This window comes from Candidatus Liberibacter americanus str. Sao Paulo, from assembly GCF_000496595.1.
In the GTDB taxonomy this organism is placed as follows: Bacteria; Pseudomonadota; Alphaproteobacteria; order Rhizobiales; family Rhizobiaceae; genus Liberibacter; species Liberibacter americanus.
Genome location: NC_022793.1, coordinates 938,723 through 964,578, shown reverse-complemented (window position 1 = coordinate 964,578; position 25,856 = coordinate 938,723). Strand labels below are relative to the sequence as shown.

Here is a 25,856-nt window from a genome sequence, read left to right as displayed (position 1 = left end):
ATATATAATATTTAGATTACCTTATGCATAATAGATTAAGCATTAAAGTCTAAAATAGACAAAGAGTGTTCTATATAGTAATACTATATTTTTTATTAAAAGTTATAATTGATTTTAATCAAAAATCGAAATAGGACTATTTATTTTATATATTTGTATAGTAATAAATTTTTAATATAAAGACTTTTTAATGCGTTTATTTAGGATATTCTTATCTAAGATAAAAGGAATTATTTTATCTGATAAAGCAAGTTTGCTAATCATTTTTTGTTATTCTATAATTCCATTATTGATAATCATATTTTTTATTATATCTTTGGTTGATTTATATCATAAAAAAATAGCAATTGATACTACGATCAATTCTGTCATATTATCTGCTGGATCAAAGATGGCATCAAATTTTAGTTATTTTAGCAATAATATTAGCAAATATTCGGAAGGGGTTATTATATATAATATAAAAACATTTATTAAGAATAATATTAAAGAATCTCTATCTGTATCTATATTTGACAAAAAGGATATAAACTTTATATCTGATAATGTTAATATTAATATATCTCCCCGTAATAATTATAAGAATGTTTATGACATTAATTTGACAACATATTATTATTATCATTTTCCACTTTTAGGAAATATTTTAGGTGATAATAAATATGCTACAGTTGTTTCTTTTGTATCTGCTGTTTTAACTATGGATAGCACTAATGATGATGTTTCTTTTTTGGAATTTTTAATAGATTTATCTGGTTCTATGCATTGTCCCATAGATGATAATCCGGAAAATAATCTTAATTCTTCTTCCGTTCCTTGCGTAAAAGATAGAAAACGCTCTAAAATAACAGCTCTCAAGAAGGCAATGTTGCTTCTTCTTGATACTATTGAGAGTTTGCCAAATGTGACAAAAAGATTTTATATGGGATTAATCGGATATACAGAAAAGATTGTTAAGCAAATATCTCCATCATGGGGTGGAGAAGATATAAGGGAATATACTCTAAAAGGAATGGATGCAGTTAAATTTGCTGAAACTGATTCTAGTCCAGCGATGAAAAAAGCATATAAAATATTGACTGCCGATGAGAGAACTAATTTTTTTAACAGAATATTTCTTACAAGATTCAAAGTTCCGTCTACTTCATTTCGTAAATATATTGTATTCCTGACTGATGGAGAAAATAATAATGTATCAAGTGATAAAAGGACCCTTAAAACATGCAACAAAGCTAAGAATCACTCCATAAGAATATTTACGATATCTATTAATGCTCCAGCAGTAGGAGTGAATCTGTTGAAAAAGTGTGCTAGTTCTATTGAAGACTACTATAATGTATCAGATATTAATTCTCTCTTGAAAGTTTTTAAAAATATTTCTAATTCTATCTCTAAAAGTAAATATAGTATCGTTTTGAATGCATGAAGTATTAGTTTTAAATAGTATTATTATCAATATAGTACAATATTTTATAGCTAATATATATGAACTTATTTTTTAATATAATTAAATTTATTCAAATGGTATTTTTTAAATAATTATCGCTAAATTATTCATACTAAACCTATAGAACGGTATTAATGTTTCTATAATTCTGTTTTATGGATATTTTTTCATACTATTACTCATTATATTAAATGTATTTTTTGATTGAATATAAAATATTTTCAATGGGTGATCATGGTTTTAATTTTAAAAATATCAGACCATCGGATAAATGAATTAGCAAAAAATACAAGAAATCGTTTATGCCTACATTAGTCATTCATGCTAATCCCAAAATTCATCTTGGAATTAGGATATGAGGTTAAATTATATCTGCAGAGGTCTAAGGCATAGCTTTTATCGAGTTAATATGTTTTTTTGCATAATTAAGCGGGTAATTATTCTTGTATTTAAGACTCAAATTTATTTTGCTAATCTTTAATAAATGTAAATAAATCTTAACAAAATATTGTATTATCTGCTGTAAATAATTTAATTATCAATTAACTAATAATTTTCTATATTTTTATTCAGATATTGATGTAAAAAAGTTATGAAATAATAAAAGTAAAACATAGTATAATCAATGATCTTATTTTAACATTCTTTTGAGTTTATAAAATGGTTAAATTATTGATTATAAGGTATGTCATTATTATAATTTAATGTACATAAATATATTTTATTGAGATTTTTTTAACATTATATATAATATTTTACTAATTATATTAAAACCTTTGTTTATGTAAATATTTTTTGTTGGGAATAGTTATGTCAATTATTTTTAAGGCTAGGAGAAACTTTATGTTCCTTATAAGAGACATGATAATTCTTATCGCCTTTATAGATTCTATAGTGTTGTGGTATAAGCAAAATAGTAATGTTGATTTTTTAGTAGATTTATTGATGAATCTATCTTTAGTTTTATTTACAGTGATATACAAACCAGTTAGTGGATTTCGTCGCTTTGTTTTGCTACTGATATATTTAATTATTATTCTCCGATTTATTTTATTATTAGTTAATAAATATATATAAATATATTTATAATTAATAAAATTAAAATACTAATAATAAATGTATACATGATATTAATGTGAATTAGACTATAATTAAGACTTTTGCTTTAACTAATGTACAGATATATAAGATAATGCTGAATTATTGCATATAGTTATATTGTAAATTACATTTATATAAATACTAACATATATAATATATAGACGTTCTTGCGTAAAATTTATTTTTATATAAAAATATTTATTTACTTATTATTAGCTAATTTTGAAGTGCTATTTTAAAATCCCGTACGTACTGTAACTTATTTGCTAGGGTCGTTAAGTTTTTATTAACACTTGTATCAACTATTTTATCAAGTGCATTAAGTTTTGTATTAACTTCACTAAGTTTTGTATTAACTCTTGTATTAACTTCATTAAGTTTTTTATCAATATTATCTATTTGATCTATATATATAGATGCCATTTTATTATAATAAATTACATCATCATTTTCCCCGCATCCTGATAATGTAGATAATATTAAAGGAATAACAATAGTGTATTTATTTTTTAAATTCATGACTCTCAACAATACTAAAAATTAATTAATATAATAATTAATATACCTACTTATTATATAATATGCAGCTATAATAATCCGTTTTAGTCATCATTAAATATTATTAGACCATAAAACTATTAATTGTTATAAATGGTATAAACTAATACCTTAATTATAAATGATATAAACTAATACCTTTGAATTAATCCATATATTTGATAATAAGATTTTTCTATTTTATCAATTATTTAGAAGTTAATTGAACCATATTTTGTTTTTTAATGTATTTCATCTTTATTGGGCTTAAAATATTACTATCATAAAAATATTTTTCCCCAGTGATTTCTTCTTAATATTAGAAAACAATATTTTTAATTTTTGAATTGTTTGGATTATTTTATTTTAATATATTGAATATGAAACGAACATGTTTAATAATGACGTTGAGTTTTTTTTGTTATATATCTTAAAATAGATATGCAATTGTTCTATAGTTAGTTATGAAGTAGCACCGTTTTTATAATTTATTTATGTAAAATTATTATTGTGTCCTGTGAGAGGAGAGGTTTTTTTTATGTTATTTACAAAAGTTTATGCACAATCAGATGTTCAATCTATAGGCTCTGTAACATCACCTATTGAACTTATTTCTTTATTTCTCCTTCTAGCCTTTGTTTGGTATTTTTTAATTATTCGTCCGCAGCGTCAACAGATAAAGCTTCGTGAAGAAAAATTAAATAGTTTGCGCAGAGGAGATCATGTGCTTACAGCAGGAGGAATCACAGGAAAAGTCACAAGGATTTTGGATAATTCTGAGTTAGAAGTAGAAATATGCGATGGTGTACGTATTCGTGTTATTCGATCATATATATCTGATATTAGATCAAAATCTGAATCTATATAATCAAAATTGATACATCATATATTTTTTAGAATTATGACGTTTTTTTTTGATATAATGCAGGTAAAAATATTTTTTTAGGTGTGCTAAAGTCATAATTTAAATAATCAGTATATAATTTATTATAACTTTATACAGTATAATCTTGATATTGAAATATGATTTTGGTTTATATTAGTTAATTTTATGTTGCAAGATATATCGTGAATTACTTAAATATAAATTATATTCTAGAAAGATACTTATCTTGCGTGATATGTTAATTATTTTTTATAAAATAATTAACATCATTTTATATTTTTTTGATTTTTGTTTTATAATGATCGCTAAACATATAGTCATGATTATATAAACATTTTTATATATTTTGTCATTTTTTTGAAGAGTAGTATATAAATCTATAATCATATAAGATCCCATGGGAATATAAATGGTATCAGTTGCTAAATGTAAATGGTTTTGTGATCCAGATCTTATATATATAATGTCTTTGCTAAATCAAGGAAACGAAAAATCCTGCATTGTGGGAGGGGCTGTTAGGGATAGCCTGATGAACGTTGATGTGAAAGATGTTGATATTGCTACCACAATATTGCCAGATGTAGTGATTAAGATTTTTTCTAAAACTAAGTGTGCAGTTATTCCAAAAGGAATTTATCATGGCACTGTCACAGTATTATTGAGTAAAAAATGTTTTGATATAACAACTTTAAGAAGTGATTATATCACTGATGGACGTAATGCAAAAGTTATTTTTACCAAAGATTGGCATGCGGATGCACTCAGAAGAGATTTTACAATAAATGCTTTATATGCCGATCGATATGGTCAGATTATTGATTATGTAGGTGGATTAAATGATATCAGGAATAATACTATAAGATTTATTGGGAATGCACATCATAGGATTGAGGAAGATTATCTTCGTATTCTACGATTTTTTCGTTTTTTTGCTCACTATGGTAAAGATAATATTGATTTTAATGGATTTTCTGCAATTAAACAAACAAAAGTAGGCTTAAAAATAGTTTCTATAGAGCGTATCTGGTCAGAAATTAAAAAATTATTGGAAGCAAAAAATCCAATCCAAGCAGTTATACACATGCATGATAGTGGTGTATTTAAAGAAATATTCCCATATATACAATGTTTTCACATTGATAAATTTTCTTTTCTTATTGAAGGAGAACAAAAATTCAAATGGAGCATTGATCCTTTATTGCGTTTTATTGTACTAATTTATTCACAAGATGAAAATTTTATCCGCTATATATCAAAAAAATTATGTTTATCCACTGCAATAAAACATTTTTTTCTTGCCTTTATACAGTGTAATATACCTATTAATATTACAGAAAAAGAGATTATTAAATTATTTTATATTTATGGATCAGATGTAGTAATAGCGAAACTGAAAATATTTTTAGCTCTTAATCACAGACATATTGATAATCAGTATGCATATAAAATTATTAAAATTATTGAAGATATTCCTTATTGGAGAAAGCCTATTTTCCCCTTGAGAGGATATGATGTTCTTAAATTAGGAATAAATCCAGGTAAAAAAGTTGGCTATATTTTAGATCATTGCAAGGATGAGTGGATAAATTCTTTTTTTCAATTATCACGTAAAGATTTGCTAAATATTTTACAGGAACTTATAAAATCCTTCTAAAACAATAGTTTAATAACAAAATTACGGTTGTGATTGCTAATTATTTTCCTTTAATAAATCAATGATAATTTTATATTATATGATGTTTATTTTTATCTTTTAAAAAATAAATTACCAATACTACATTTAAATATTTACTCTACATTAATTATAAAAGTAATATCTTAAATAAATAGATCGTCGAATATCTATTTAATAAAGCACTATTATTTATTTTATAGCTACATAAAATTAATATCTTATAAAATCTTATAAAAATACTATTGTATTCATATAAATTTATTTATCCTCTGATTTTTTGTTTTTTATTATTTTCTCTTAGGGCTATTATAACTTCTTTCCAAATATTTGTTATTAGTGCCATTAGGACTGGGCCGATGAATAATCCTAATAATCCCATCGTTCTAACTCCCCCAACTAAACCTAAAAAAGTAGGTAGGAATGGAAGCTTTATTGGACCTCCAACAAGAAATGGTCTAAGTGTCTTATCAATAATAAACAATTCAATCGTTCCCCAAGATAATAGACAAATACCATTAAAAACATTTCCTTCTAATACTAGATAAACTGATACCAATGTAAACGATAAAGGTGCGCCTCCAGGTATTATAGCCATTATAGCTGTTAAAATCCCCAAAAGAACATGTGATGGAGCGCCTGCAATCCAATAAGCATATCCTAATATAATTCCTTCACCAATTGCTATAATAGTCATTCCAAGAAAAGTTGATCTAATAATCTTAGGGATCATTGCTGATAATTTATGCCAATATGCAGGGAAAATATATTCTCCCAATGTATTACATTGTCGATATATTGAAACGCCATCACGATACATAAAAAATAAAGCTATAATCATAAAGACTGTAGACAGAAAACAATCAACAATGAGGGAGCTGAAACTTAATATAGCGCCTATTATTTCATCTTTATCTAACCAACCTTCAACAAAAGCTTCCGGACCTTTAGGTTTGGCTATTGCGTCATTCCATTTTTTTATCATCTTTTCTGATGAAGTTAATTTATACAAGAAATTAGGAGCTGGTAATCCTTTTTCATTTAATGATATAATTTTAAATGCCAAGCTTTTTATTTCCGCACTTGCATGATAACTAATAAATGATGTTGGAACTATAATCAAAACAATAATAGCTAAGATTGCTAATGTAGCCATAAAAGTTGAGGATTTATCTTCCTTACTAATAAACAAACTATATATAGGCCAAGTTGTAAAAGCTATGACTAGAGCCACAAGAACAGGAGCGAAAAAACCTTTTAGAAAGTAAAGAGTTATACAACTCAAAAAGATTATAGTCCATCGAGTTAATCCTTTAGGATTTAATATTTCTTCTCTCATGTTTATGCCTTCACTAATTATATCTTAATATCCTGATATTTAAAAAAAATTTGTATTTTTTTAAGATTTAACTTATTTTTTGCTATTCAACATTAATTTATGAAGTAATATGTTATGCCATATAACATACAGTATAACATATATCACATATCATTATTATTCATTTAGTATATTACACATCTTTGTCATCTGCAAAAGTTGCTCTTTCTTGGATAAATCTAAATCTTTCTTCTGCTTTTGTTCCCATCAATTTATTAATTGAATCTTGTGTTTTTGATAAAGATTCCTTGTCTTTATTAACTTCTACTCGCAAAAGAGTACGTTTTTTAGGGTCCATAGTAGTCTCTTTCAGTTGTGATGCTAGCATTTCTCCAAGTCCTTTAAAACGACTAATTTCTATTTTCCCTTTGTTTTTGAGTGTTTTTAAGATTTCTTCCTTATGTGCTTCGTCACGAGCGTATACTGACATTGATCCTTGAGTAATTTTAAAAAGTGGAGGTAACACAACAAAAAGATGTTTTTTTTCAATAAGGCTATACATTTCTTGATAGAAAAAAGTTAGAAGAAGAGATGCTATATGTGCCCCATCTACATCAGCATCTGTCATTATAATAACTTTTTCATATCTTAGGTCTTCTTCACGATATTGCGATCTTGTATTGCATCCCAAAGCCTGAATAAGATCTGTAAGCTGCTGATTATTTCTAATTTTATCTGCACCTGCGCTTGCAACGTTAAGAAGCTTGCCTCTTAGTGGTAGAATTGCTTGATTTTTTCTATTCCTTGCTTGTTTGGCTGATCCGCCTGCAGAATCTCCCTCTACAATAAATAGCTCCGTCCCTTTAGAAATATTTTGTGAACAGTCGGATAATTTACCTGGAAGACGAAGCTTTCGTACTGCAGTTTTACGGTTAACGTCCTTTTGTTTTCTTTTCTTAAGTCTTTCTTCAGATCGCTCAATAATTGATTCTAGCAGTTTACTTGCATTGATAGGATTTTTAATTAAGTAATGATCAAAAGAGTCTCGTAACGCATGATCAACCAAACGCTGGGCATCTACTGATGATAGTTTGTTTTTAGTTTGTCCCACAAATTCAGGATTGCGAATAAAAATGGATAAAATTCCTACAACTGAAATGATTAGATCATCACTAGTTATTGCAGATGCTCTTTTATTTTGAGTTAGCTCTGCGTATTTTTTTATTCCTTTAGTAAGAGCAATTCTTAATCCGGCTTCATGAGATCCTCCTTCATCTGTAGGAATGGTATTACAGTATGATATGATTTCTGGCTCTTCTTCGCACCAGGCTATTGCCCACTCAACAGTACCGCTGTTTTTGCCTTTTCTTTCGTATTTACCAGAAAATATCTCAGAAGAAATGAGTAATTTATCATTTAGTTTAGTTTGTAGATAAGTCTCTAATCCACCAGGGAAATAAAACTCTGCTTTTTCTGTAATTTTGTATTTTTCTGCTATTCTTTTACTACATAACCAGCAAGTTTTTACCCGACCAGATAAATAGGCTTTAGATTTGGTCATTTTTAAAATAGTAGCAGCATTGAAAATAGTCATTGGTCCAAATATTTTTGGATCAGGGCGAAACTTTATGCTAGTTCCCCGCTTATTGCGAATTTTACCAATTTTTTCAATAGGTTTCAATGGGATGCCGCGGGAAAATTTTTGAAAGAATATTTCGTTTTTTCTTATGACGGTAACTTCTAGCGTTTCCGATAGGGCGTTTACTACGGATATCCCTACGCCGTGTAATCCACCAGAAATTTCATAAGCAGATCCATCAAATTTGCTTCCAGAATGTAATGTGGTCATAATAATTTCTAGAGTTGACTTCTCTGGGAATTGAGGGTGTCTTTCTACAGGTATTCCACGTCCATTATCAGTAACGGTTATAAATCCCTCATCATCTAAAGATACATCAATAACATCTGCATGCCCAGCAATAACCTCATCCATCGCATTATCAATTACTTCTGAAAACAGATGATGGAGTGCATTTTCATCTGTTCCACCTATATACATGCCAGGCCTCATTCGCACAGGCTCTAATCCTTTTAGAATGCGAATAGATGATGCATCGTAGTCTTCAGAATTTCTTTGATTTACATCTATATTATTATTCATAGAATCATCTTTTAAATAGTCTTTATTTTCAGATGTTTCTTTGTTTGTAATTGATGATTTTGAAAAAAGATCAGTATTATCGTCCATTTTATAATTTTAATCGCATACTAATAAAAAAATTTTCCTAACCTACAATTATTTATATAATTAATTGCATTAGAAAAACAATGATGCAATCAAATATATTGATTTACAATGCCCGGATATTACACTATCCGATATTATACTATCCATTGAGGCAATATTTCAATCAGTTAATATCTATATTATTAAAGATATTAAATATTAATTACAAGTGAATGCTTAAATTATAAAATTTGTGATTTAACTAATTTGATTATATTAAAAATTTTTTACCATGTTGTCGCAACATAATATATTGATAATACCTTTTCCCAATTACGTTTTCTGTTTTTTGGATTTTATTATGGGCATGATCAATAATCTATATATTCATTAGATTACAAATATTATATACGGTTATATTTTTTATTTCTTATATTAATATATTGCAGAAGATTTTTTAGGTTATCATTAACTTCTAATTATTTACATGATTTGCTGGTTTTAATATTAGAATTAGTTTCTTCGCTTGCATAATACTTATTGTTTTATATGTTAAGTACATCTCTGTATTATAAAATTGCTTATATATCTACGTGATTAATGTATATGGCTATATTTTATCATTATTGTATAACGAGATATTGCATTACTTTATTATATTAAATTTTATTACATATTTTATAAATAAGATGTGATATAATGTTTAAAGATATAATAAATATTTTTTATATATGAAGGTATATTATAATTATATACTAATGCTACTTTTATAATTTTTATCTTTAGATCGATTAAATTATAGTTTTATAAAATTAGTTCAATTTTTTTATTATTGTGTGTATTAAAATTAAACTGTATAATCAGTATGATGAAAATTTCAATTTATAATAACAAGTCATTTTAATATTCAGGTGTTTTTAAATTATTATAACTGTTGCTTGATTATAAATTTAGTATATGTGATCTTAATTAGATACTATAGATATTATTTAATAATTATGAACATTTGAATTATTTTATGAAATAGTGATTCATTTATAAGAAAAATTTGTAATATATCGTTACAATAATTGTGGATATACGATTTATTAATATATCTTTCAATCATACTGTTTTTAAAAAGGAGTTATTATGAGAGTAGGCATACGTCCACTTATCGTTGGAAACTGGAAAATGCATGGCTTGTGTTCATCTCTTGAAAAAATTGAAAAGATTGCTGAACACACTAATGTTAAAGATTGTAGGGTTGATGTAGCTATATGTCCTCCAGCGACTCTCATATATCCTTCATCGCGTCTTTGTGTAGGGTCTACATTAATGATTGGGGCGCAAGATTGTCATATGTATCAATCTGGTTCTTATACAGGTGATATTTCGGCTAATATGTTAGCTGATAGCGGAGCCTCTTTTGTAATTTTAGGGCATTCTGAACGACGTATAGGTCATAAAGAAACAAGCCAAATTATACAATCTAAGGTAAAAGCTGCATGTGAAGCTGGACTTATTCCGATAGTATGTATTGGAGAAACCGATGATGAATACCGTTGTGGTAGAACAATTGATATTCTACAAAAACAACTAGAATTTAGTTTGCCAAATATATTAAAAGCATATAATTTAGTAATTGCTTATGAGCCGGTATGGGCAATTGGTACTGGGCTTTTGCCGTCTGCTTCTGATCTTGAAAAAGTCCATTCTTTTATTCGTTGTTTTTTATCTGATCGTTTTCCTGATGATGGTCATAATATACGTATTCTTTACGGCGGATCTGTTAGTGTTTCTAATGTAAAAGAATTTTTACACGTTGATAACATAGATGGTGTATTAGTTGGTGGTGCTAGTCTTCAACATGAGGTTTTTTTAACGATAGTTGACTTTTTTGAACGTGTATATATTGATTCATATTTGTAAAAATGTCACTTAAATATTAACTTATATTGATCTTTTAAAATATAATGAATGGAACTGTTTAATGGAAATTTTTGTTATAGTCATGCATCTTTTAATTGTATTTGGACTAGTATGTGTGATTTTAGTTCAATCATCTGATAGTACTGCTTTTGGATCTTCTTCGCCGTCTAGGTTTCTAAGTCGGGGTGCTTCTAATAATTTTCAAGTTCGTATTACTGCTGTACTTGCTTTTCTTTTCTTTTCTACTTCTATTCTTCTTGGATTTATTTCGAGATATAAATATATGCAATATACGAAAAGTATGCATAAAGATGTAGTAGCTTCTAAAGATAAAACAGTAGATTATAATCCTATTAAGTCATCGTCTGTAACTGATAAGAAAGTTGCTGTACGTAATGAACCTTCTGCATCTAATAATTCCTCAAAAAAATCTTCTATGTCCAATAGTAGAAAAAATGAATCTATCCCACATAATTCTAAAAAATAGATAATTTTGAATATTTTTAATGGTTTTACGTTGAATTAGGTTGATCCTTGATAATATATATAATGTAATTAGGTATTTAGTATTTTGAAAAGGATATCAGTGGTTAGATATATTTTTATAACCGGCGGGGTTGTTTCTTCTCTTGGCAAGGGAGTAGCTGCAGCATCTCTTGGAATGTTGTTGCAAGCTCGTGGATATCAGGTTAAAATACGTAAACTTGATCCATATATTAATATTGATCCTGGTACAATGAGTCCTATTCAGCACGGAGAAGTTTTTGTTACTGATGATGGTGCTGAGACTGATATGGATTTTGGTCATTATGAAAGATTTATGGAAGTTTCTTCTACTAGATCTGATAACATTACCACTGGGCGTATATATAAAAATATTATTGATAAGGAGCGTAGAGGCGAATATCTTGGGGCTACTGTGCAAGTTATTCCTCATGTTACAAATGAAATCAAGAATTTTATTACTCAAGGGAATGAAGGTATTGATTTTGTAATTTGCGAAATTGGTGGTACTGTCGGTGATATTGAGGCAATGCCTTTTATAGAAGCAATTCGTCAGCTTGGTAATGATTTATTTGATCAAGGTAGTAAATCTATTTATATCCATTTGACTCTAATGCCGTATATCCCTTCAGCAGGTGAACTTAAAACAAAGCCTACACAGCATTCTGTTAAAGAATTGCAAGCTTTGGGTGTGCATCCAGATATTCTATTGATACGTGTTGATCGAAAAATTCCTGAAAAAGAGCGTCGCAAAATATCGTTATTTTGCAATGTTCCAATGTCAGCAGTTATTCAAGCTCTTGATGTTGATAATATATATAAAGTTCCTATTGTCTATCATGAAGAGGGAATAGATAGTGCTGTATTAAGTTGCTTTAATATTGATCATGTTAAATCATTAAAATTAGAAGTTTTGAATAGTTTTTGTGATCGTGCTTTTTCTCTTAAACATGAGATTACAATTGCTATCGTAGGTAAATATACTAATACTAAAGATGCTTATAAATCTTTGATAGAGGCAATACGTCATGCTGGAATTGCAAATTATACAAAAGTTAATTTGTCTTGGATTGAAGCAGATGTTTTAGAAAATAAAAATCCAGAAATTTATCTTAAGGGAATGGATGGTATTATTGTCCCAGGAGGATTTGATAAGCGTGGTTCAGAGGGAAAAATAGTTGCTATAAAATATGCACGCGAAAATAATATACCTTATTTTGGTATTTGTTTTGGTATGCAAATGGCTGTTTTAGAAGCTGCTCGTAATTTAGCAAATATTCCTAATGCTTGTTCTACTGAATTATGCAAAGATGGAGAGCCTGTTATTGCTCTTATGAATGAGTGGATGAAAGGAGGGGTGCAAGAAATACGTTCGAAATCTAGTAATATGGGATCAACCATGAGATTAGGAGCTTATGATGTTTATTTAAAAGAACAGACACATGTTCATAAAATATATGGTATTAGCCAAGTTTCAGAACGTCATAGGCATAGATATGAGGTTAATCTTAATTATATGAATGTATTAGAAGAGTGTGGTTTGATTTTTTCAGGATTTTCTACAGATAACTCACTTCCTGAAGTTGTTGAATATAAGCATCATCCTTGGTTTGTTGCAGTGCAATATCATCCCGAGTTTAAGAGCCGTCCTTTACATCCTCATCCTCTTTTTGTAAGTTTTATTAAAGCATCTCTATTATATAATAATACTTATATATCTTCTTAACCTTTAATTTGAATATTTTTTGATATCTTATAAATCCTTAAGTTATTGATTTATATTTATTAAAATAAAAAAGCAAATAAATCATCTTCTAATTGTTAATAGCTGTACTGATGAGATATTACTTATGTAATATAGTTTTCAATATAGTAATATTTTATAATCTAGAATTTTTTATCATATTTAATAGATGCTGGATATTTCTTTTATATTTTACAAGGCATTTTATTTATAAAAATAATTATTAATGTGGTGATATAAACTAATAAAGTTTGTTTTTTGTTTATTATAATATCATATGTAATGATATTGAGCAATTAATGTCGAAAAAACAGTCCGATTATATACACAATTAACCAGAATGATGGCGAATAAAGAATCATCCTTCCATGAATTAATTAAGCTATTAGATACTAATTTAAAAATATTGATAACTATCTCAATGCTATTTCTAGATTATCACTAATTTTTTCAATAAATCCGTTGGTTGACAACCAATCTTGTTTGGGGCCAATGAGTAATGCTAAATCTTTTGTCATGAAGCCATCTTCTACTGTTTTAATGCATATTTTCTCTAATTTTTGAGCAAAATTTTTCAACTCAGAATTATCGTCCAATTTTGCCCTATGAAGTAAGCCGCGACTCCAAGCAAAAATAGAAGCAATAGAGTTAGTAGAAGTTTCTTTTCCTTCTTGATGTTGGCGATAATGTCTTGTGACTGTTCCATGGGCTGCTTCTGTTTCCATTGTTTTTCCATCTGCTGTAATTAAAACAGAAGTCATAAGTCCAAGTGATCCAAATCCCTGAGCTACTATGTCTGATTGCACATCTCCATCATAATTTTTACAAGCCCATACATAACCTCCAGACCATTTTACAGATGATGCTACCATATCATCAATTAAACGGTGATTATAATAAATGCCAAGTTGATCAAATTTTTCTTTAAATTCAGTTTCATATATTTCGTCAAAAATATTTTTAAAGCGTCCATCATAAGTTTTAAGAATAGTGTCTTTTGTAGAAAGGTATAAAGGAAAGTTGCGTTTTAAAGCATATTGCATCGATGCTCGTGCGAATTCTCTAATTGATTCATCTAGATTATACATCGCCATTGCGATTCCATCACTAGGAGCATTAAAAACTTCTTTTTCTATGATATTTCCATCTTCACCAACGAATTTTAAAATTAATTTTCCCTTGCCAGAAAATTGAAAATCAGTTGCTTTATATTGATCTCCAAAAGCATGCCTTCCAATTATAATCGGCTCTTTCCATCCTGGGATAAGTCGAGGAACATTTTTACAAATTATAGGCTCCCTGAATATAATTCCTCCAATAATATTGCGAATAGTCCCATTGGGTGATTTCCACATTTCTTTCAGGTTAAATTCTTTAACACGATTTTTATCAGCAGTGATGGTTGCGCATTTAATTCCAACGCCATATTTTTTAATTGCATTAGCTGCATCAATTGTTACCTGATCATTTGTTAAATCTCGATTTTGAATCGATAGATCAAAGTATTTTATTTTAAGATCTAGGTATGGAGATATGAGCTTTTCTTGGATTAGTTTCCAGATCAATCTAGTCATTTCATCGCCATCTAGATTTACAATAGGGTTAGTAACTTTTATTTTTTTCACGTAAGTCAATCCTAAAATAGATCAAAACTAAATTATACTACAAATAATACTAAAGATGATTAATCAATTGTAACACCTAATCAATAAAAATGATATAAATATATGACTTTAAAATAGCTAAGTATATCATATGTGATTTTTTATGGCTATTAAATAATTAAATATTATGGCAGTAAATTTAAATATGATAAAATATTTATATAAATATTCAAAAACAACATTAAGAATTTGATTTAATCTTGTTTTTTTACAAATCGTAATTGGCTTTATTGTTTGCTGCTTATTAACTTATGGAATAATTTGTGAAGTTATTATCCATATACTATCTTTTCATTTGGATGTATTCTTTAACTTTAGTTATTGATGTTTTAAAAATAGGTTGTCATTAATTCTTGTTTAGTTGCTCCACATTCATCTGATTTGAATTAAGATAGTTTTATTTCTGTCATGATCTTATTTTTAATTATTGATTTTTTATATTTATTTATAAGATAAAGACTAAAATTAAGCTAGAATTAGCTAGAATAAAGGGTTATACTCAAATAGATCTTGCGGAGATTAAATACGGTATCGAAGAATTAAAAGCAGATAAACATATAAGATTGGCTAAGATTAAGTCTCAACAAGCCAAAAGTGGCATTAAGTGGATTGATGGTTTTAAGGCTTTAGTGCGTCCTATAACAACTCTTTTTTGGATTATTGTTTATCCTTTATTGACACTTTATCTAGTTAAAGAGGGCATAATAACTAGTGCCTCTTTATAATGATGTTAAGTCCATTCACACAAGAGATTGTCGCTTGCATCTTAGGCTTTTGGTATAGGGATAAATAGTGCCAGAAGAGAAGGTAATTTAGTTAGTAATCTGGCTAATTTTTTTCTTAGCCAAGTCCATTGCGGTCCTCATAGCAGGAGGGAAATATTCATTTTTATTTCGTTCTCCATAAGATTTAAACAAAGATACAATAGGGGTAATCAAAATACAAGCGTTGTGAACCATTAAAACATAAAACAAGTTAATTGCACTATTATCAATAGTTGTCGATGTTCCAAACACTATACAAAATACATAAATATTTATCATTACAAAATAAATGGATAACCCTATTAAAAAACTATTTCTCCAAACTAATGCATTATTTATTTCTCTTTTGCATTCTTTGACGTACTCATCAGATGATTTTTGCAATTCTTTTTGCAATTTTGTATATCCACAGATTTTTTGATCAATTTGATCTATCGTTAATGCTAAACACTCCGTATTTCCAGTAATATTACGGATATTTTGCTCTAAAATACATATCTTATTTTCTTCCTTATCTTCTGTCTTATCTTTGGGATTATTCATCTCGGCTATTACACTCTATATCCATTGCATAATCTCTATTTATTTTTTGTTTTTTATAATATCTTTGTATCACGTCATTGTCTATTTCTGAATATTTACCCAATGCCTTTATTACCATATCCCAAGGAGAATTTTTCTCATGTGTAATTTGAGATAACTTTAAGGGATCTATGTTTCCGTATTTAGTCAATACAAAATCTATAACTCTTTTCTGGTTATCTGACAGCTCACACCCATAAGGTATGTTGCTTTCTTTGTCAACAATAAGGGTTTTGATAGGTTTTGTCCCAAACTTTGATAACGGGTTATATATTTCTATATAGACAGGACCATATAGCCATGCTTTAGGCGATTGTTCTACAATAGGAGTATCACTATCCGCAAGCGACCAACCATGAGCAAAATAAACAAGCTTTAAAAGATGCATTACTGTAAGGCAATCTACACCTTTATTTTTAATCCTTGATTTCTCTAAAATATAATTAGCTACTGCTCTGGAATCGTGTGATCTTTCATTAGACAATATGTTCATAATTTTCTCCATTTAAGATAATTATGTACTGTAATCGATTCAAAGACAACTTATTTCTATAAATCGGCACTAGTAGTCAAAATTAAACATCAAAAAAAATCGATAAGTATTGTATAATCAAATAGTTTCTTTAATTTAAGTCAAATATAAAATTATTCAGTAGAGAAGGGAGGGTTAAATCCAGTGGAAGCCTTTAGCTATTTCTCCAACTATGATCATGATAACAGCCAATAATGCAGGTATTTTCCATATCATATCCCGCATTTATACACAAACATTGCCTATTTCTTTAAAGACCTGTTTAGATTCGTTACTCATATCAATACGAATACTTTTAAACTCTTGATCGATTTTATCAGAGAGACTATCAACTTTCTTCTCAAGTCATTCATATCCATTTTCAAGTAATATCACCCTGCATTCTAAAGGTGAATTGTAGATGTTGTCTTTTTCGGATTTGTTTGTAATTTTTTAATCCCTTTTCCATCCTGCCGTATATAATTCAAAAGGTGCGGGGTTGCAATAAGGAAAACTAAGTATAATCAATGACTTACCGAATAGGGGTTAGGGATAGATAAGTTATTTATTTTAAAGTTTTTTCGGTTTTTGTATAAATTTTATAAAAAAGATGATTATGAGATTTCCAATGGATAGCTATAATTTAAATAATCGATAAAATAATATAAAAGATGAGGAGGAATTAATAGGTGTGGAATTTACTTTTTCCTGTTTAGTTCCCTTATGTGTTTTTTATTGGCATATATCTCTTCATTTTAGCATTTAGAAAAAATTAATAAATGTGTATGACATTCTTAATGTTACTGATTTTATTATCGATTGGGATTTATTTTATATCTCCCAATCGATATGTTGGTTTTGGCTTCTATTTTATTAGATTAGTGAATTAATATTGCTAATCTTTATTTTATAGAATTGCCTTCCTTGATTGACTATAATGATGTTTTATCTCATCTTTTTTCTATTACATTCCCTAGCTGATTTTTAACTGATTTTGTCTTGCTTATTTTTTATTTTGTCTGACTAGCTGTTTAATCTATTTTTAAAAATTAATTGTATGAAAGGCGAAAGTATTAGGTGGCGTAATAGATTTTACTTGATCTTTAGTTTCTTTTTCTTTTTCTATTTCCGGTTCTCTTTTATTTGTTGTTACTTGTTCATTATTTTGATCTTCTATTTTGAAAATGCATCCTTCAACTGCAGAGGTTGATAGAATTAAAGATAATAATATATTTTTTTATATTCATTGTTTATTTCTCCAATCATATAAATTTTAAGTATATTTTTTTTATAAGTTTAATTATTAATATAAATTATATGTTATATTTCATAAAATATATTTTTATTAAATTAATATGATATATTTATAATATAATAAATTAAAACATATTATATATATAAATATATTACGTTCTTATATATGCTATAGTATATTATTGCAATGTTTTTGTTAAAATATACTAATATATGATTAATAAAATATAGTTATATTGTTATGTATAATAATATAACTATGTATTTGTATTATTATATATAATAAAATTATATATAATAATACAATAAAAAATATATATAATTTATATTTATCTTAAATAACAATTTATTTTATTGTATTAATACTTATTATGACTGTTGTCAGTTATATCTTTTCCATTCTCAATAAGATAAATTTATTCTAAATTAAATCGTTAATCGTGTCCTAATATCGGAATATTTAAAAACGATATTAAGTATTTTATTTAATATTTTTTACAGATATTCCTTGCTTTTTATTTTGCGATTTTGGAATATCCAACTTAATCACTTAGTAAATAATTCGTGAAGTTATTATCCATATACGGATACTATCTTTCCCTTTGGGATAGATATGATGAGATACATATCTCACAATTAATTAGTTTATAATTGCTTTATATTTATCTTATGGATGAGGTAAAAAAATAAAAGAATAGGTGGTATTGTTTATGAAAAATTATTTATAATTTAATCTTATCAAAGATGCACTGTGTTATTATAAATAAAAATACTCGCTTATAATCAATTATATTTGTTGATATATTGTTTTGTTTAGTTATTAGTTGATTAAAATATTTATTTTATAGTTATTTAGCTATAGTAAATAAATTTTTACATGGCCTTATTCCATATCAAGCAAAGTTTGCTAAAAATAGCTTCTATTACTCATATTCAAGTTAAAACTTATAATACATAATATATTGTCTAATAATCAATCAAGTATATATGGCAAAATATTGTAATATTCATAAATAACTTATATCAGATATTTCCTGCGATAGCTCATGATGATTTATATTTGATTTTTTAATTGATATATGTGTCAGCAAATATTATTTTATGGATGAATATAAATTTTATTTTGACAAGCAAATTATGACGGTTGTTCCCTTTCCTTCTTGAGATAGAATTTTTAATTTTCCTCCATGTAGATTAATTAAAGCATTAGATATTGCAAGGCCAAGGCCAGATCCACTCTTGTTCTTTGAATAGTGATCTTGCAATTGTTCGAAAGGTTTCCCAATTTTTTCTAAATCTGATTTAGGAATGCCTATTCCTGTATCGGCGGCTGTTATAATAGTAAGCTTACCTATTTTAGAGGCGCGAACTATTATTTTTCCTCCATTATTAGTGAATTTAAGAGAATTAGAAAGGATATGAAAGAGAATTTGTTTGATAATACGTTCATCAGCACTAATAATTAATTCTTGTGAAATTTTTTCTTCAATTGTGATATTTTTATTCATACAAGAAGCAGAGATCAAGTTTATGCTTTGCTTAATGATTGGAGTTAAATCAATAGTTTTTTTATTGATATTGATATGATCTGCTTCTATTTTTGACATTTCAAGTATATCATCAATAAGATTTAGCAGATGTTTTCCGCTATAGTGAATATCTTTTGCATATTCATAGTATTTACTTGATCCTAATGATCCAAATATTTCTTCTTTAATAACTTCAGAAAATCCTAAAATAGCATTAAGAGGTGTTCTTAGCTCATGAGACATTTTTGCTAAAAATTCTGATTTAGCTTTATTTGCCATTTCAGCGCGTTCTTTCTCAGCTTGATATTTAGAATTAGCAATTGAAAGTTCAGTTTTTTGGCGTTCAAGTATTTGTCTCGAAGTTGAAAGATCATTTATTGTAGCCATGAGCCTACGTTCAGATTCTATTAGTTTTTTCTGATTGCGCTTTATTTGTGTAATGTCAGTCCCTACTGAAACAGTTCCACCATCATGAGTGCGCCATTCATTAATTTGTAACCATCTTGAATCAGCAAGTTTTATTTCTTTATTAGTTGTACTTGAATTTTCTGGATCAGGTACATAGTATTCGATAATTGGATGAGTTTCAGCCTTTTTAATAACCGAACGTTTTGTTCCTGGCAAAAGTATGTGATCAGGCAATCCATAAGCTTGTTGATAATGAACATTGCACATCACCAGCTGTTCATTTTTATCCCATAAGGCGAAAGCTTCGGAAGTGCATTCAATTGCTTCTGCTAATCTTTTATCTGCTTCTGCATAACGTTTTTCCAGATAATGCTGTTCTGTGACATCCATTGCTATGCCTATGATGTTAATTCCTACTGATTCTTTATGCATTACTTGACCACGAGCTCTTATCCAGACATATGTTCCGTTGGAATGACGAATACGAAATATTTTATCTAATTGTGAAGTTTCTCCTTTTGATATTGATCGTGCTATGTCATATATTTTTTTATCATCTGAATGTATGAGACGCGCCACACTTCTAAATGATATTGGATTATCGGAATATGGAATACCAAGTATTTCATACATAGATTGTGATAAATTAAATTCTTTGTTTATTAAATTAAAATTCCAAATTCCGCATCTTCCTCGAGATAAAGCGGCCTCAATACATGTATTGGCTTCCAATAAAATATCATCAATTTCTTTTGTGCGTTTTATTTGTTGATAATGACTTAATAGTATGAACAACATGATAGCAGAAGTGCTAGAAAATAGTGTTACTCCTGATGTTACTTCATTGCGCCAGAAGTCTAAAAGTTGCGCTTGAGATCTTGCGATCACAATTGATCCATTGTTATTTTTAATGCTTTTTGATAAAATCTGATATGGTTTTTCGTCAAAATAATATTCTGATATTTGGATATTATCTATAGTTGAAAGTTTTGGAATAATTTTTCCAACTTTTTCTCCTATATATATTGAACTATCAATTGATGATGCAAAAACTATTCCATCTTTCTGAACAAGAAAGATCAAGTTTTCTACTAATAATTTCTGATCTGCAATGATTTTTTTTAGTATTTCTTCTGCTTCTTTTCTGAATTTTAAATCAAATGTCATATCATCTTTTTCAAAAATATTTTCAATTGACTTTAAAATGAAAAGTGATGTTTGATTTGATATTTTCTCCATTTTTGCATAATTTAAATTAACTTTTACTATAATAAATATACCCATAAAAACAATTAAAAATATGCTTGTCGTTGATATTATATAATTAGATGACAAATAATAAGGGGGCATAATGCCCCTTATATATTCTTTTACTCTGCTTAACATTTGCATTAAGAATTGAGATAGTTTATTTTTATTGCACGGATAATATGTTTCACATTCTGATGCGACGTTTTGCAGATTTTCCATGAGAATTTCCTTGGAATTTAATCTAAATAATAATATTGGGAAACGGTTGTTACTTTCCCTGAATTATAAACAGTGAATCAAAGCAGATTCTGCTTGTCTAGATAGAAAATGTATTTTCTTCAAAAATATTAAGATATTTTACATATTTTTATGCATTTGATTGCTATATATCATTATTTTAATAAATATATGTGATATCAACAGCAATATTAATTGATTTTACGATAATAGGAGTTTTCATGTCGGAATATGACAAAAAGAAAATCAATTCTGAAAATGCTCCGGTTATTATTCTTGTCGACCCACAGCTTGCTGAAAATATTGGTATGGTTGCACGGGCTATGTATAATTTTGGATTGACGCAGTTGCGTCTTATTAATCCTAGAGATGGTTGGCCTAGTGAAAAAGCAAGATCTTCTTCTGCTAATGCAGATTATGTTATAGATGGGGTACGTGTTTTTCCTAATCTGCAAGAAGCCATCGCTGATCTTAATTTTACTTATGCAACTACAGCTCGAAATCGTAATAATTTTAAATCTGTTGTTTGCCCGAAAGAAGCGGCTGTTATATTGAGAAATAGGGTTTATGCGGATCAAAAAGTTGGTATTGTCTTTGGTCGTGAGCGTTGGGGATTGACGAATGAGGAAATATCATTATCTGATGCTATTATAAGTTTTCCTGTTAATCCAAATTTTCCTTCTTTAAATATTTCACAAGCTGTTTTATTAATGGCTTGGGAGTGGATGGAAAATTGTGAATTTTATTTAGAAAAAGATGTAAAAGATTTTGGTTCTCCTGCTACAAAAGGTGAGCTATTTAGTTTTTTATCTTATCTTGAGAATTCTTTAGAAGAGCGTGGATATTTTCGTCCTGTTGAGAGGAAGAAAAAGATGTTGGATGATTTGCGTTCCGTGTTTATTCTTTCTGAATTTACGCGAAATGAGGTTTTTTTATTGCGTGGAATTGTTTCTGCTTTAGATCGTTTTTCCAGAAAAAATCCACGTGGAAATAGATTTCTTTCTAAAGATCAGAACAATCATAATCGCAAGATCTAATTGTGTTAATAAAGAAAAAAAATAATATAATTATATTTGATAGTGGTGTTGGCGGACTAAGTGTTTTGCAGAAAGTTCGTTTTCTGATACCTGAGTATAATTTTATTTATGTCGCTGATGATGTAGGTTTTCCTTATGGAAATTGGGAAGATGCTTCGCTTAAAAATCGTATAATATCTATTTTTTCAGATATATTGGATAGGTATAATCCAACATTATCAATAATAGCTTGTAATACGGCTTTTACCCTTGCTAAAGATGAATTGCGATCGATTTTTCCGCATATGACTTTTATTGGTGCTGTTCCTGCTATAAAGCAGGCGATGAACTATACATCTACTGGTCTGATTTCTATTTTATCTACACCTGCAACATTAAGACGCGTATATAATAGCGATGTTATTAATTCTTCTTCTTCATCTCACTGTGATATTAAATTTGTTATTTCTTCAAAACTAGCGTCTATAGTAGAGGAATATGCTTGTGGCAAAATGATTTGTGAAGAAGAAGTAAAAAGTGAGATAAATGATTGCTTCGTCATAAAAGATAATCGAAGGACAGATATCGTAGTGCTTGCTTGTACGCACTATCCATTTATGATATGCCTCTTTAGGCGATTGGCTCCTTGGCCAGTTGATTGGATCGACACTGCAGATTCAATTGCGCGTCATGCACGCTCATTATGCCCTAAAATTGATAATTATCAGATTGGATCATTTAATGATCTCGCTGTTTTTATATCAGGGAAGCCTGATATTAATATGCGACGACTAGTGCAGGGATTTGGTTTAAAATCCTAAACTATTTTAGTAAAATTTATAACTGTGTATATAAATATTTTATATTATTGCTTTTTATAAGTTTTCACTTTTTTTGATTCAAAATAATAATCCCAAAAAATTCTTTTATAATTATAATTTAAGTTTTCTTATATTGTATTTTTTATTGTATTATTAGTTTTTTTATAAGAAAGTTTAAAAAAAATTAGTTATAAGTAATATGATGTTGTTTTTATTATTGATCTTATAAGTGGATTGTTTTATATAGATTAGCTTTATAGAGTGCTATATTAAATTAATGTTTTGCTTTTTTTATTAGTTAGACGTATCCCGTGATCATAGTTTTGATGCTTTTAAGCATTTATATCTTCTATGATCTGTCAAATTTTCATTGTGAAATATAAGGAGGGTGCGTTTCCTGGTTATGCAATTTATATATAAATCTACGGAAACGGTAATTTGAAAGGAATGTAATGAGTAAACGTGAATCGGCCAAGCATAAAATAGATCGTCGTCTAGGTGAAAATCTTTGGGGTCGTCCAAAATCGCCTGTTAATACTCGTTCTTATGGTCCAGGTTTACATGGTCAGCGTCGTAAGTTAAAACCTTCATATTTTGGATTGCAATTGCGTGCTAAACAAAAGATGAAAAAATATTATGGTGATATTAGTGAAAAGCAATTTCATTCAATATTTAAAAAAGCTGATCGTGCTAGAGGAGATACTTCTCAGAACTTGATATCTTTCCTTGAATCTCGTCTTGATACGATAGTATATCGTTCTAAATTTGTTCCAACCATTTTTGCTGCTCGTCAATTTGTTAACCACTGTCATGTTTTGGTTAATGGTTCATCTGTTAATATTGGATCTTATCGTTGTAAGGCTGGTGACGTTATTGAAGTAAAGGAAAAGTCTAAGCAGCTCGCTTCTGTTTTAGATGCCATACAGCTTTCTGAACGAGATGTCCCTGATCATATCAGTGTTGATCATGAGAAGATGGTTGCAACTTTTGTAAGGGTTCCTGCTTCTTTAAGCGATGTTCCTTATCCAGTTGTGATGGAGCCAAATCTTGTTGTTGAGTTTTACTCTAGATAATAATTGAGTATGAATTTTATTGATATTTGGAGCATATGATATTTGGATTTAAAGAAAATTTTATATGATATTTATGAAGATATAAAGCCTTGCATTGGTCAAGGCCTTGTGGCTGATTATATCCCTGAATTAGCTAAAGTGGATCCTGATCACTTTGGAATGTCTATTGCTCTGCCAGATGGAAATGTGTATTCTGTAGGAGATTTTGATGTATTTTTTTCAGTACAAAGTATTTCAAAAGTCTTTCTTCTCACGATGGTTTTGCAAAATTTTGGTGATGATGTTTGGAAACGTATAGGTCGTGAACCAACAGGATGGTCTTTTGATTCAATAATTCAACTTGAATATGAGCATGGTGTCCCGCGTAATCCGTTTGTTAATGCTGGCTCTATAGTTATGGCTGATATGATGCTTGAAGGAATTTCTACTGATTGTGCAATAGAAAACTTCCTAATTTTTATGAGAAAGATTTCTGATGATCAATCTATTTATATAGATTCTATTGTTGCAGATTCAGAAATTTCTACTGGCTATCGTAATTATGCTCTTGCAAACTCTATTCATTCATATAGAAATTTAAATCATAATATTGAGGATGTTTTAAAAGTTTATTTTAATCATTGCGCTATTGTTATGAATTGTGCGCAACTTGCAAGATCGGGATTATATCTTTCATGTCGTGGTTTCGATCCGTTAATAAATCAACATATAATATCTCCGCAACATTGTAAATTTATAAATTCCTTAATGCTTACGTGTGGTCATTATGATAATTCTGGTGATTTTGCATGTCGTGTTGGTTTGCCTGGCAAAAGTGGTGTTGGTGGTGGAATTTTAGCTGTCGTTCCGTCTAAAGCATCTATTGCAGTATGGTCTCCTGGTTTGAATAAAGCTGGTAATTCTTTGTTAGGGGCAAATGCTCTTGAGCTTTTATCGTCTAAAACAGGTTGGTCTATTTTTGATTTTCAACAATAAAATACATTAATAAATCATTCTTATTTACACTCTATCGTAGAATATTTAACTAAAAATATCGCTCGCTCTTTATCATTAACTTATTAATTATGTCAACAATTTAATATATAATTGGCTATATTTTAATAAACTTTGATATTTATAAGATTATATTTTGGTGTGTACTGGTTTAATATTATCTTTTAAAAGGTGCGCCTAAAATTATAAAAAAGATATAAAATCAATTATTTATATTTTTTATGGTGATCCCGGCGCGATTCGAACGCGCGACAACCAGATTAGGAATCTGGTGCTCTATCCTGCTGAGCTACGGGACCTTTACAGTAATATCTAAAAGGCATTACACTTTTAAAAATATCATCAATTAATATAAAAATAATAGTTACTTATAAAAGATCATCTTTTTTTTAATCAATTTACAAAT

At 28.3% G+C, this 25,856-nt stretch carries 17 protein-coding genes, 1 tRNA gene and 1 pseudogene; 11 read left to right on the top strand and 8 right to left on the bottom strand.

All coding sequences use genetic code 11. The features are described from left to right. Positions 1–190: 190 nt before the first annotated feature. On the top strand, positions 191–1,426 hold the full coding sequence (locus tag LAM_RS04105; RefSeq protein WP_007557126.1) for a vWA domain-containing protein: 1,236 nt from the start codon (positions 191–193) through the stop codon (positions 1,424–1,426). Positions 1,427–2,764: 1,338 nt separating this feature from the next. On the opposite strand, the gene LAM_RS04095 is transcribed toward LAM_RS04105, so the two are convergent. Continuing rightward, a complete protein-coding gene (locus LAM_RS04095; RefSeq protein ID WP_007557524.1) occupies positions 2,765–3,067 on the bottom strand; it encodes a hypothetical protein in 303 nt (100 codons plus the stop codon). 556 nt (positions 3,068–3,623) lie between these two features. Between LAM_RS04095 and yajC the strand changes: the two genes are divergently transcribed. Both yajC and LAM_RS04085 read left to right on the top strand, forming a co-directional pair. After that, complete coding sequence (gene yajC, locus LAM_RS04090) at positions 3,624–3,953, top strand: preprotein translocase subunit YajC (RefSeq protein WP_007557523.1); 330 nt, start codon at positions 3,624–3,626, stop codon at positions 3,951–3,953. Between the two features lie 427 nt (positions 3,954–4,380). Continuing rightward, positions 4,381–5,625, top strand: coding sequence for a CCA tRNA nucleotidyltransferase (locus LAM_RS04085; protein WP_007557521.1), 1,245 nt, complete (start codon positions 4,381–4,383; stop codon positions 5,623–5,625). Positions 5,626–5,908: 283 nt separating this feature from the next. Here the strand turns inward: LAM_RS04085 and LAM_RS04080 are convergent, their stop codons facing one another. Continuing rightward, positions 5,909–6,982 (bottom strand): AI-2E family transporter, encoded by a 1,074-nt coding sequence (locus LAM_RS04080; RefSeq protein ID WP_007557520.1) that lies wholly within the window; start codon positions 6,980–6,982, stop codon positions 5,909–5,911. 172 nt (positions 6,983–7,154) lie between these two features. Continuing rightward, positions 7,155–9,209 (bottom strand): DNA gyrase/topoisomerase IV subunit B, encoded by a 2,055-nt coding sequence (locus LAM_RS04075; protein WP_007557519.1) that lies wholly within the window; start codon positions 9,207–9,209, stop codon positions 7,155–7,157. A gap of 1,110 nt (positions 9,210–10,319) precedes the next feature. Here LAM_RS04075 and tpiA point away from each other — a divergent pair. From tpiA to LAM_RS04060, 3 genes are all read left to right on the top strand, one after another. Continuing rightward, positions 10,320–11,099 (top strand): triose-phosphate isomerase, encoded by a 780-nt coding sequence (tpiA, locus tag LAM_RS04070; protein ID WP_007557518.1) that lies wholly within the window; start codon positions 10,320–10,322, stop codon positions 11,097–11,099. A 61-nt stretch (positions 11,100–11,160) separates the two neighbouring features. Then, entirely contained in the window at positions 11,161–11,586 is a 426-nt protein-coding gene (secG, locus tag LAM_RS04065) for a preprotein translocase subunit SecG (protein WP_007557517.1), read from the top strand. Positions 11,587–11,685: 99 nt separating this feature from the next. Then, positions 11,686–13,329 carry a CTP synthase gene (locus LAM_RS04060; protein ID WP_007557515.1) on the top strand — a complete coding sequence of 548 codons (1,644 nt, stop codon included), beginning with the start codon at positions 11,686–11,688 and terminating at the stop codon, positions 13,327–13,329. A 431-nt stretch (positions 13,330–13,760) separates the two neighbouring features. Here the strand turns inward: LAM_RS04060 and LAM_RS04055 are convergent, their stop codons facing one another. Continuing rightward, complete coding sequence (locus LAM_RS04055) at positions 13,761–14,972, bottom strand: NADP-dependent isocitrate dehydrogenase (protein ID WP_007557514.1); 1,212 nt, start codon at positions 14,970–14,972, stop codon at positions 13,761–13,763. Between the two features lie 476 nt (positions 14,973–15,448). Here LAM_RS04055 and LAM_RS04050 point away from each other — a divergent pair. Further along, a pseudogene (locus LAM_RS04050) lies at positions 15,449–15,804 on the top strand (hypothetical protein). Between the two features lie 19 nt (positions 15,805–15,823). Here the strand turns inward: LAM_RS04050 and LAM_RS04045 are convergent. The 3 genes from LAM_RS04045 to LAM_RS04035 all read right to left on the bottom strand — a co-directional run bounded on the left by LAM_RS04045 (position 15,824) and on the right by LAM_RS04035 (position 21,529). Then, the gene (locus LAM_RS04045) at positions 15,824–16,318 is read right to left on the bottom strand and encodes a hypothetical protein (RefSeq protein ID WP_007557512.1); all 495 of its coding nucleotides are present in this window, start codon (positions 16,316–16,318) and stop codon (positions 15,824–15,826) included. Further along, on the bottom strand, positions 16,311–16,850 hold the full coding sequence (locus tag LAM_RS05195; protein WP_007557510.1) for a Panacea domain-containing protein: 540 nt from the start codon (positions 16,848–16,850) through the stop codon (positions 16,311–16,313). Before LAM_RS05195 ends, LAM_RS04045 begins: the two co-directional genes overlap by 8 nt. Positions 16,851–19,240: 2,390 nt before the next feature. Then, the gene (locus LAM_RS04035; protein ID WP_007557406.1) at positions 19,241–21,529 is read right to left on the bottom strand and encodes a PAS domain-containing sensor histidine kinase; all 2,289 of its coding nucleotides are present in this window, start codon (positions 21,527–21,529) and stop codon (positions 19,241–19,243) included. Between the two features lie 239 nt (positions 21,530–21,768). On the opposite strand from LAM_RS04035, the gene LAM_RS04030 reads away from it, so the two are divergent. The 4 genes from LAM_RS04030 to LAM_RS04015 all read left to right on the top strand — a co-directional run bounded on the left by LAM_RS04030 (position 21,769) and on the right by LAM_RS04015 (position 25,432). Then, a complete protein-coding gene (locus LAM_RS04030) occupies positions 21,769–22,584 on the top strand; it encodes an RNA methyltransferase (protein ID WP_007557407.1) in 816 nt (271 codons plus the stop codon). 2 nt (positions 22,585–22,586) lie between these two features. After that, positions 22,587–23,384 (top strand): glutamate racemase, encoded by a 798-nt coding sequence (gene murI, locus LAM_RS04025; protein WP_007557408.1) that lies wholly within the window; start codon positions 22,587–22,589, stop codon positions 23,382–23,384. Positions 23,385–23,836: 452 nt separating this feature from the next. Continuing rightward, the gene (gene rpsD / locus LAM_RS04020) at positions 23,837–24,457 is read left to right on the top strand and encodes a 30S ribosomal protein S4 (protein WP_007557409.1); all 621 of its coding nucleotides are present in this window, start codon (positions 23,837–23,839) and stop codon (positions 24,455–24,457) included. Positions 24,458–24,499: 42 nt separating this feature from the next. Next, positions 24,500–25,432 (top strand): glutaminase, encoded by a 933-nt coding sequence (locus LAM_RS04015; protein WP_007557410.1) that lies wholly within the window; start codon positions 24,500–24,502, stop codon positions 25,430–25,432. Positions 25,433–25,672: 240 nt separating this feature from the next. Here LAM_RS04015 and LAM_RS04010 read toward each other — a convergent pair. After that, positions 25,673–25,749, bottom strand: a tRNA-Arg gene (locus tag LAM_RS04010). Positions 25,750–25,856 lie beyond the last annotated feature (107 nt).

Coding starts and splice junctions, on each gene's coding strand:
- LAM_RS04105 (WP_007557126.1), top strand. CDS start 191: ATGCGTTTATTTAGGATATTCTTATCTAAGATAAAAGGAATTATTTTA.
- LAM_RS04095 (WP_007557524.1), bottom strand. CDS start 3,067: ATGAATTTAAAAAATAAATACACTATTGTTATTCCTTTAATATTATCT.
- yajC (WP_007557523.1), top strand. CDS start 3,624: ATGTTATTTACAAAAGTTTATGCACAATCAGATGTTCAATCTATAGGC.
- LAM_RS04085 (WP_007557521.1), top strand. CDS start 4,381: ATGGTATCAGTTGCTAAATGTAAATGGTTTTGTGATCCAGATCTTATA.
- LAM_RS04080 (WP_007557520.1), bottom strand. CDS start 6,982: ATGAGAGAAGAAATATTAAATCCTAAAGGATTAACTCGATGGACTATA.
- LAM_RS04075 (WP_007557519.1), bottom strand. CDS start 9,209: ATGGACGATAATACTGATCTTTTTTCAAAATCATCAATTACAAACAAA.
- tpiA (WP_007557518.1), top strand. CDS start 10,320: ATGAGAGTAGGCATACGTCCACTTATCGTTGGAAACTGGAAAATGCAT.
- secG (WP_007557517.1), top strand. CDS start 11,161: ATGGAAATTTTTGTTATAGTCATGCATCTTTTAATTGTATTTGGACTA.
- LAM_RS04045 (WP_007557512.1), bottom strand. CDS start 16,318: ATGAATAATCCCAAAGATAAGACAGAAGATAAGGAAGAAAATAAGATA.
- LAM_RS05195 (WP_007557510.1), bottom strand. CDS start 16,850: ATGAACATATTGTCTAATGAAAGATCACACGATTCCAGAGCAGTAGCT.
- LAM_RS04035 (WP_007557406.1), bottom strand. CDS start 21,529: ATGGAAAATCTGCAAAACGTCGCATCAGAATGTGAAACATATTATCCG.
- LAM_RS04030 (WP_007557407.1), top strand. CDS start 21,769: ATGTCGGAATATGACAAAAAGAAAATCAATTCTGAAAATGCTCCGGTT.
- rpsD (WP_007557409.1), top strand. CDS start 23,837: ATGAGTAAACGTGAATCGGCCAAGCATAAAATAGATCGTCGTCTAGGT.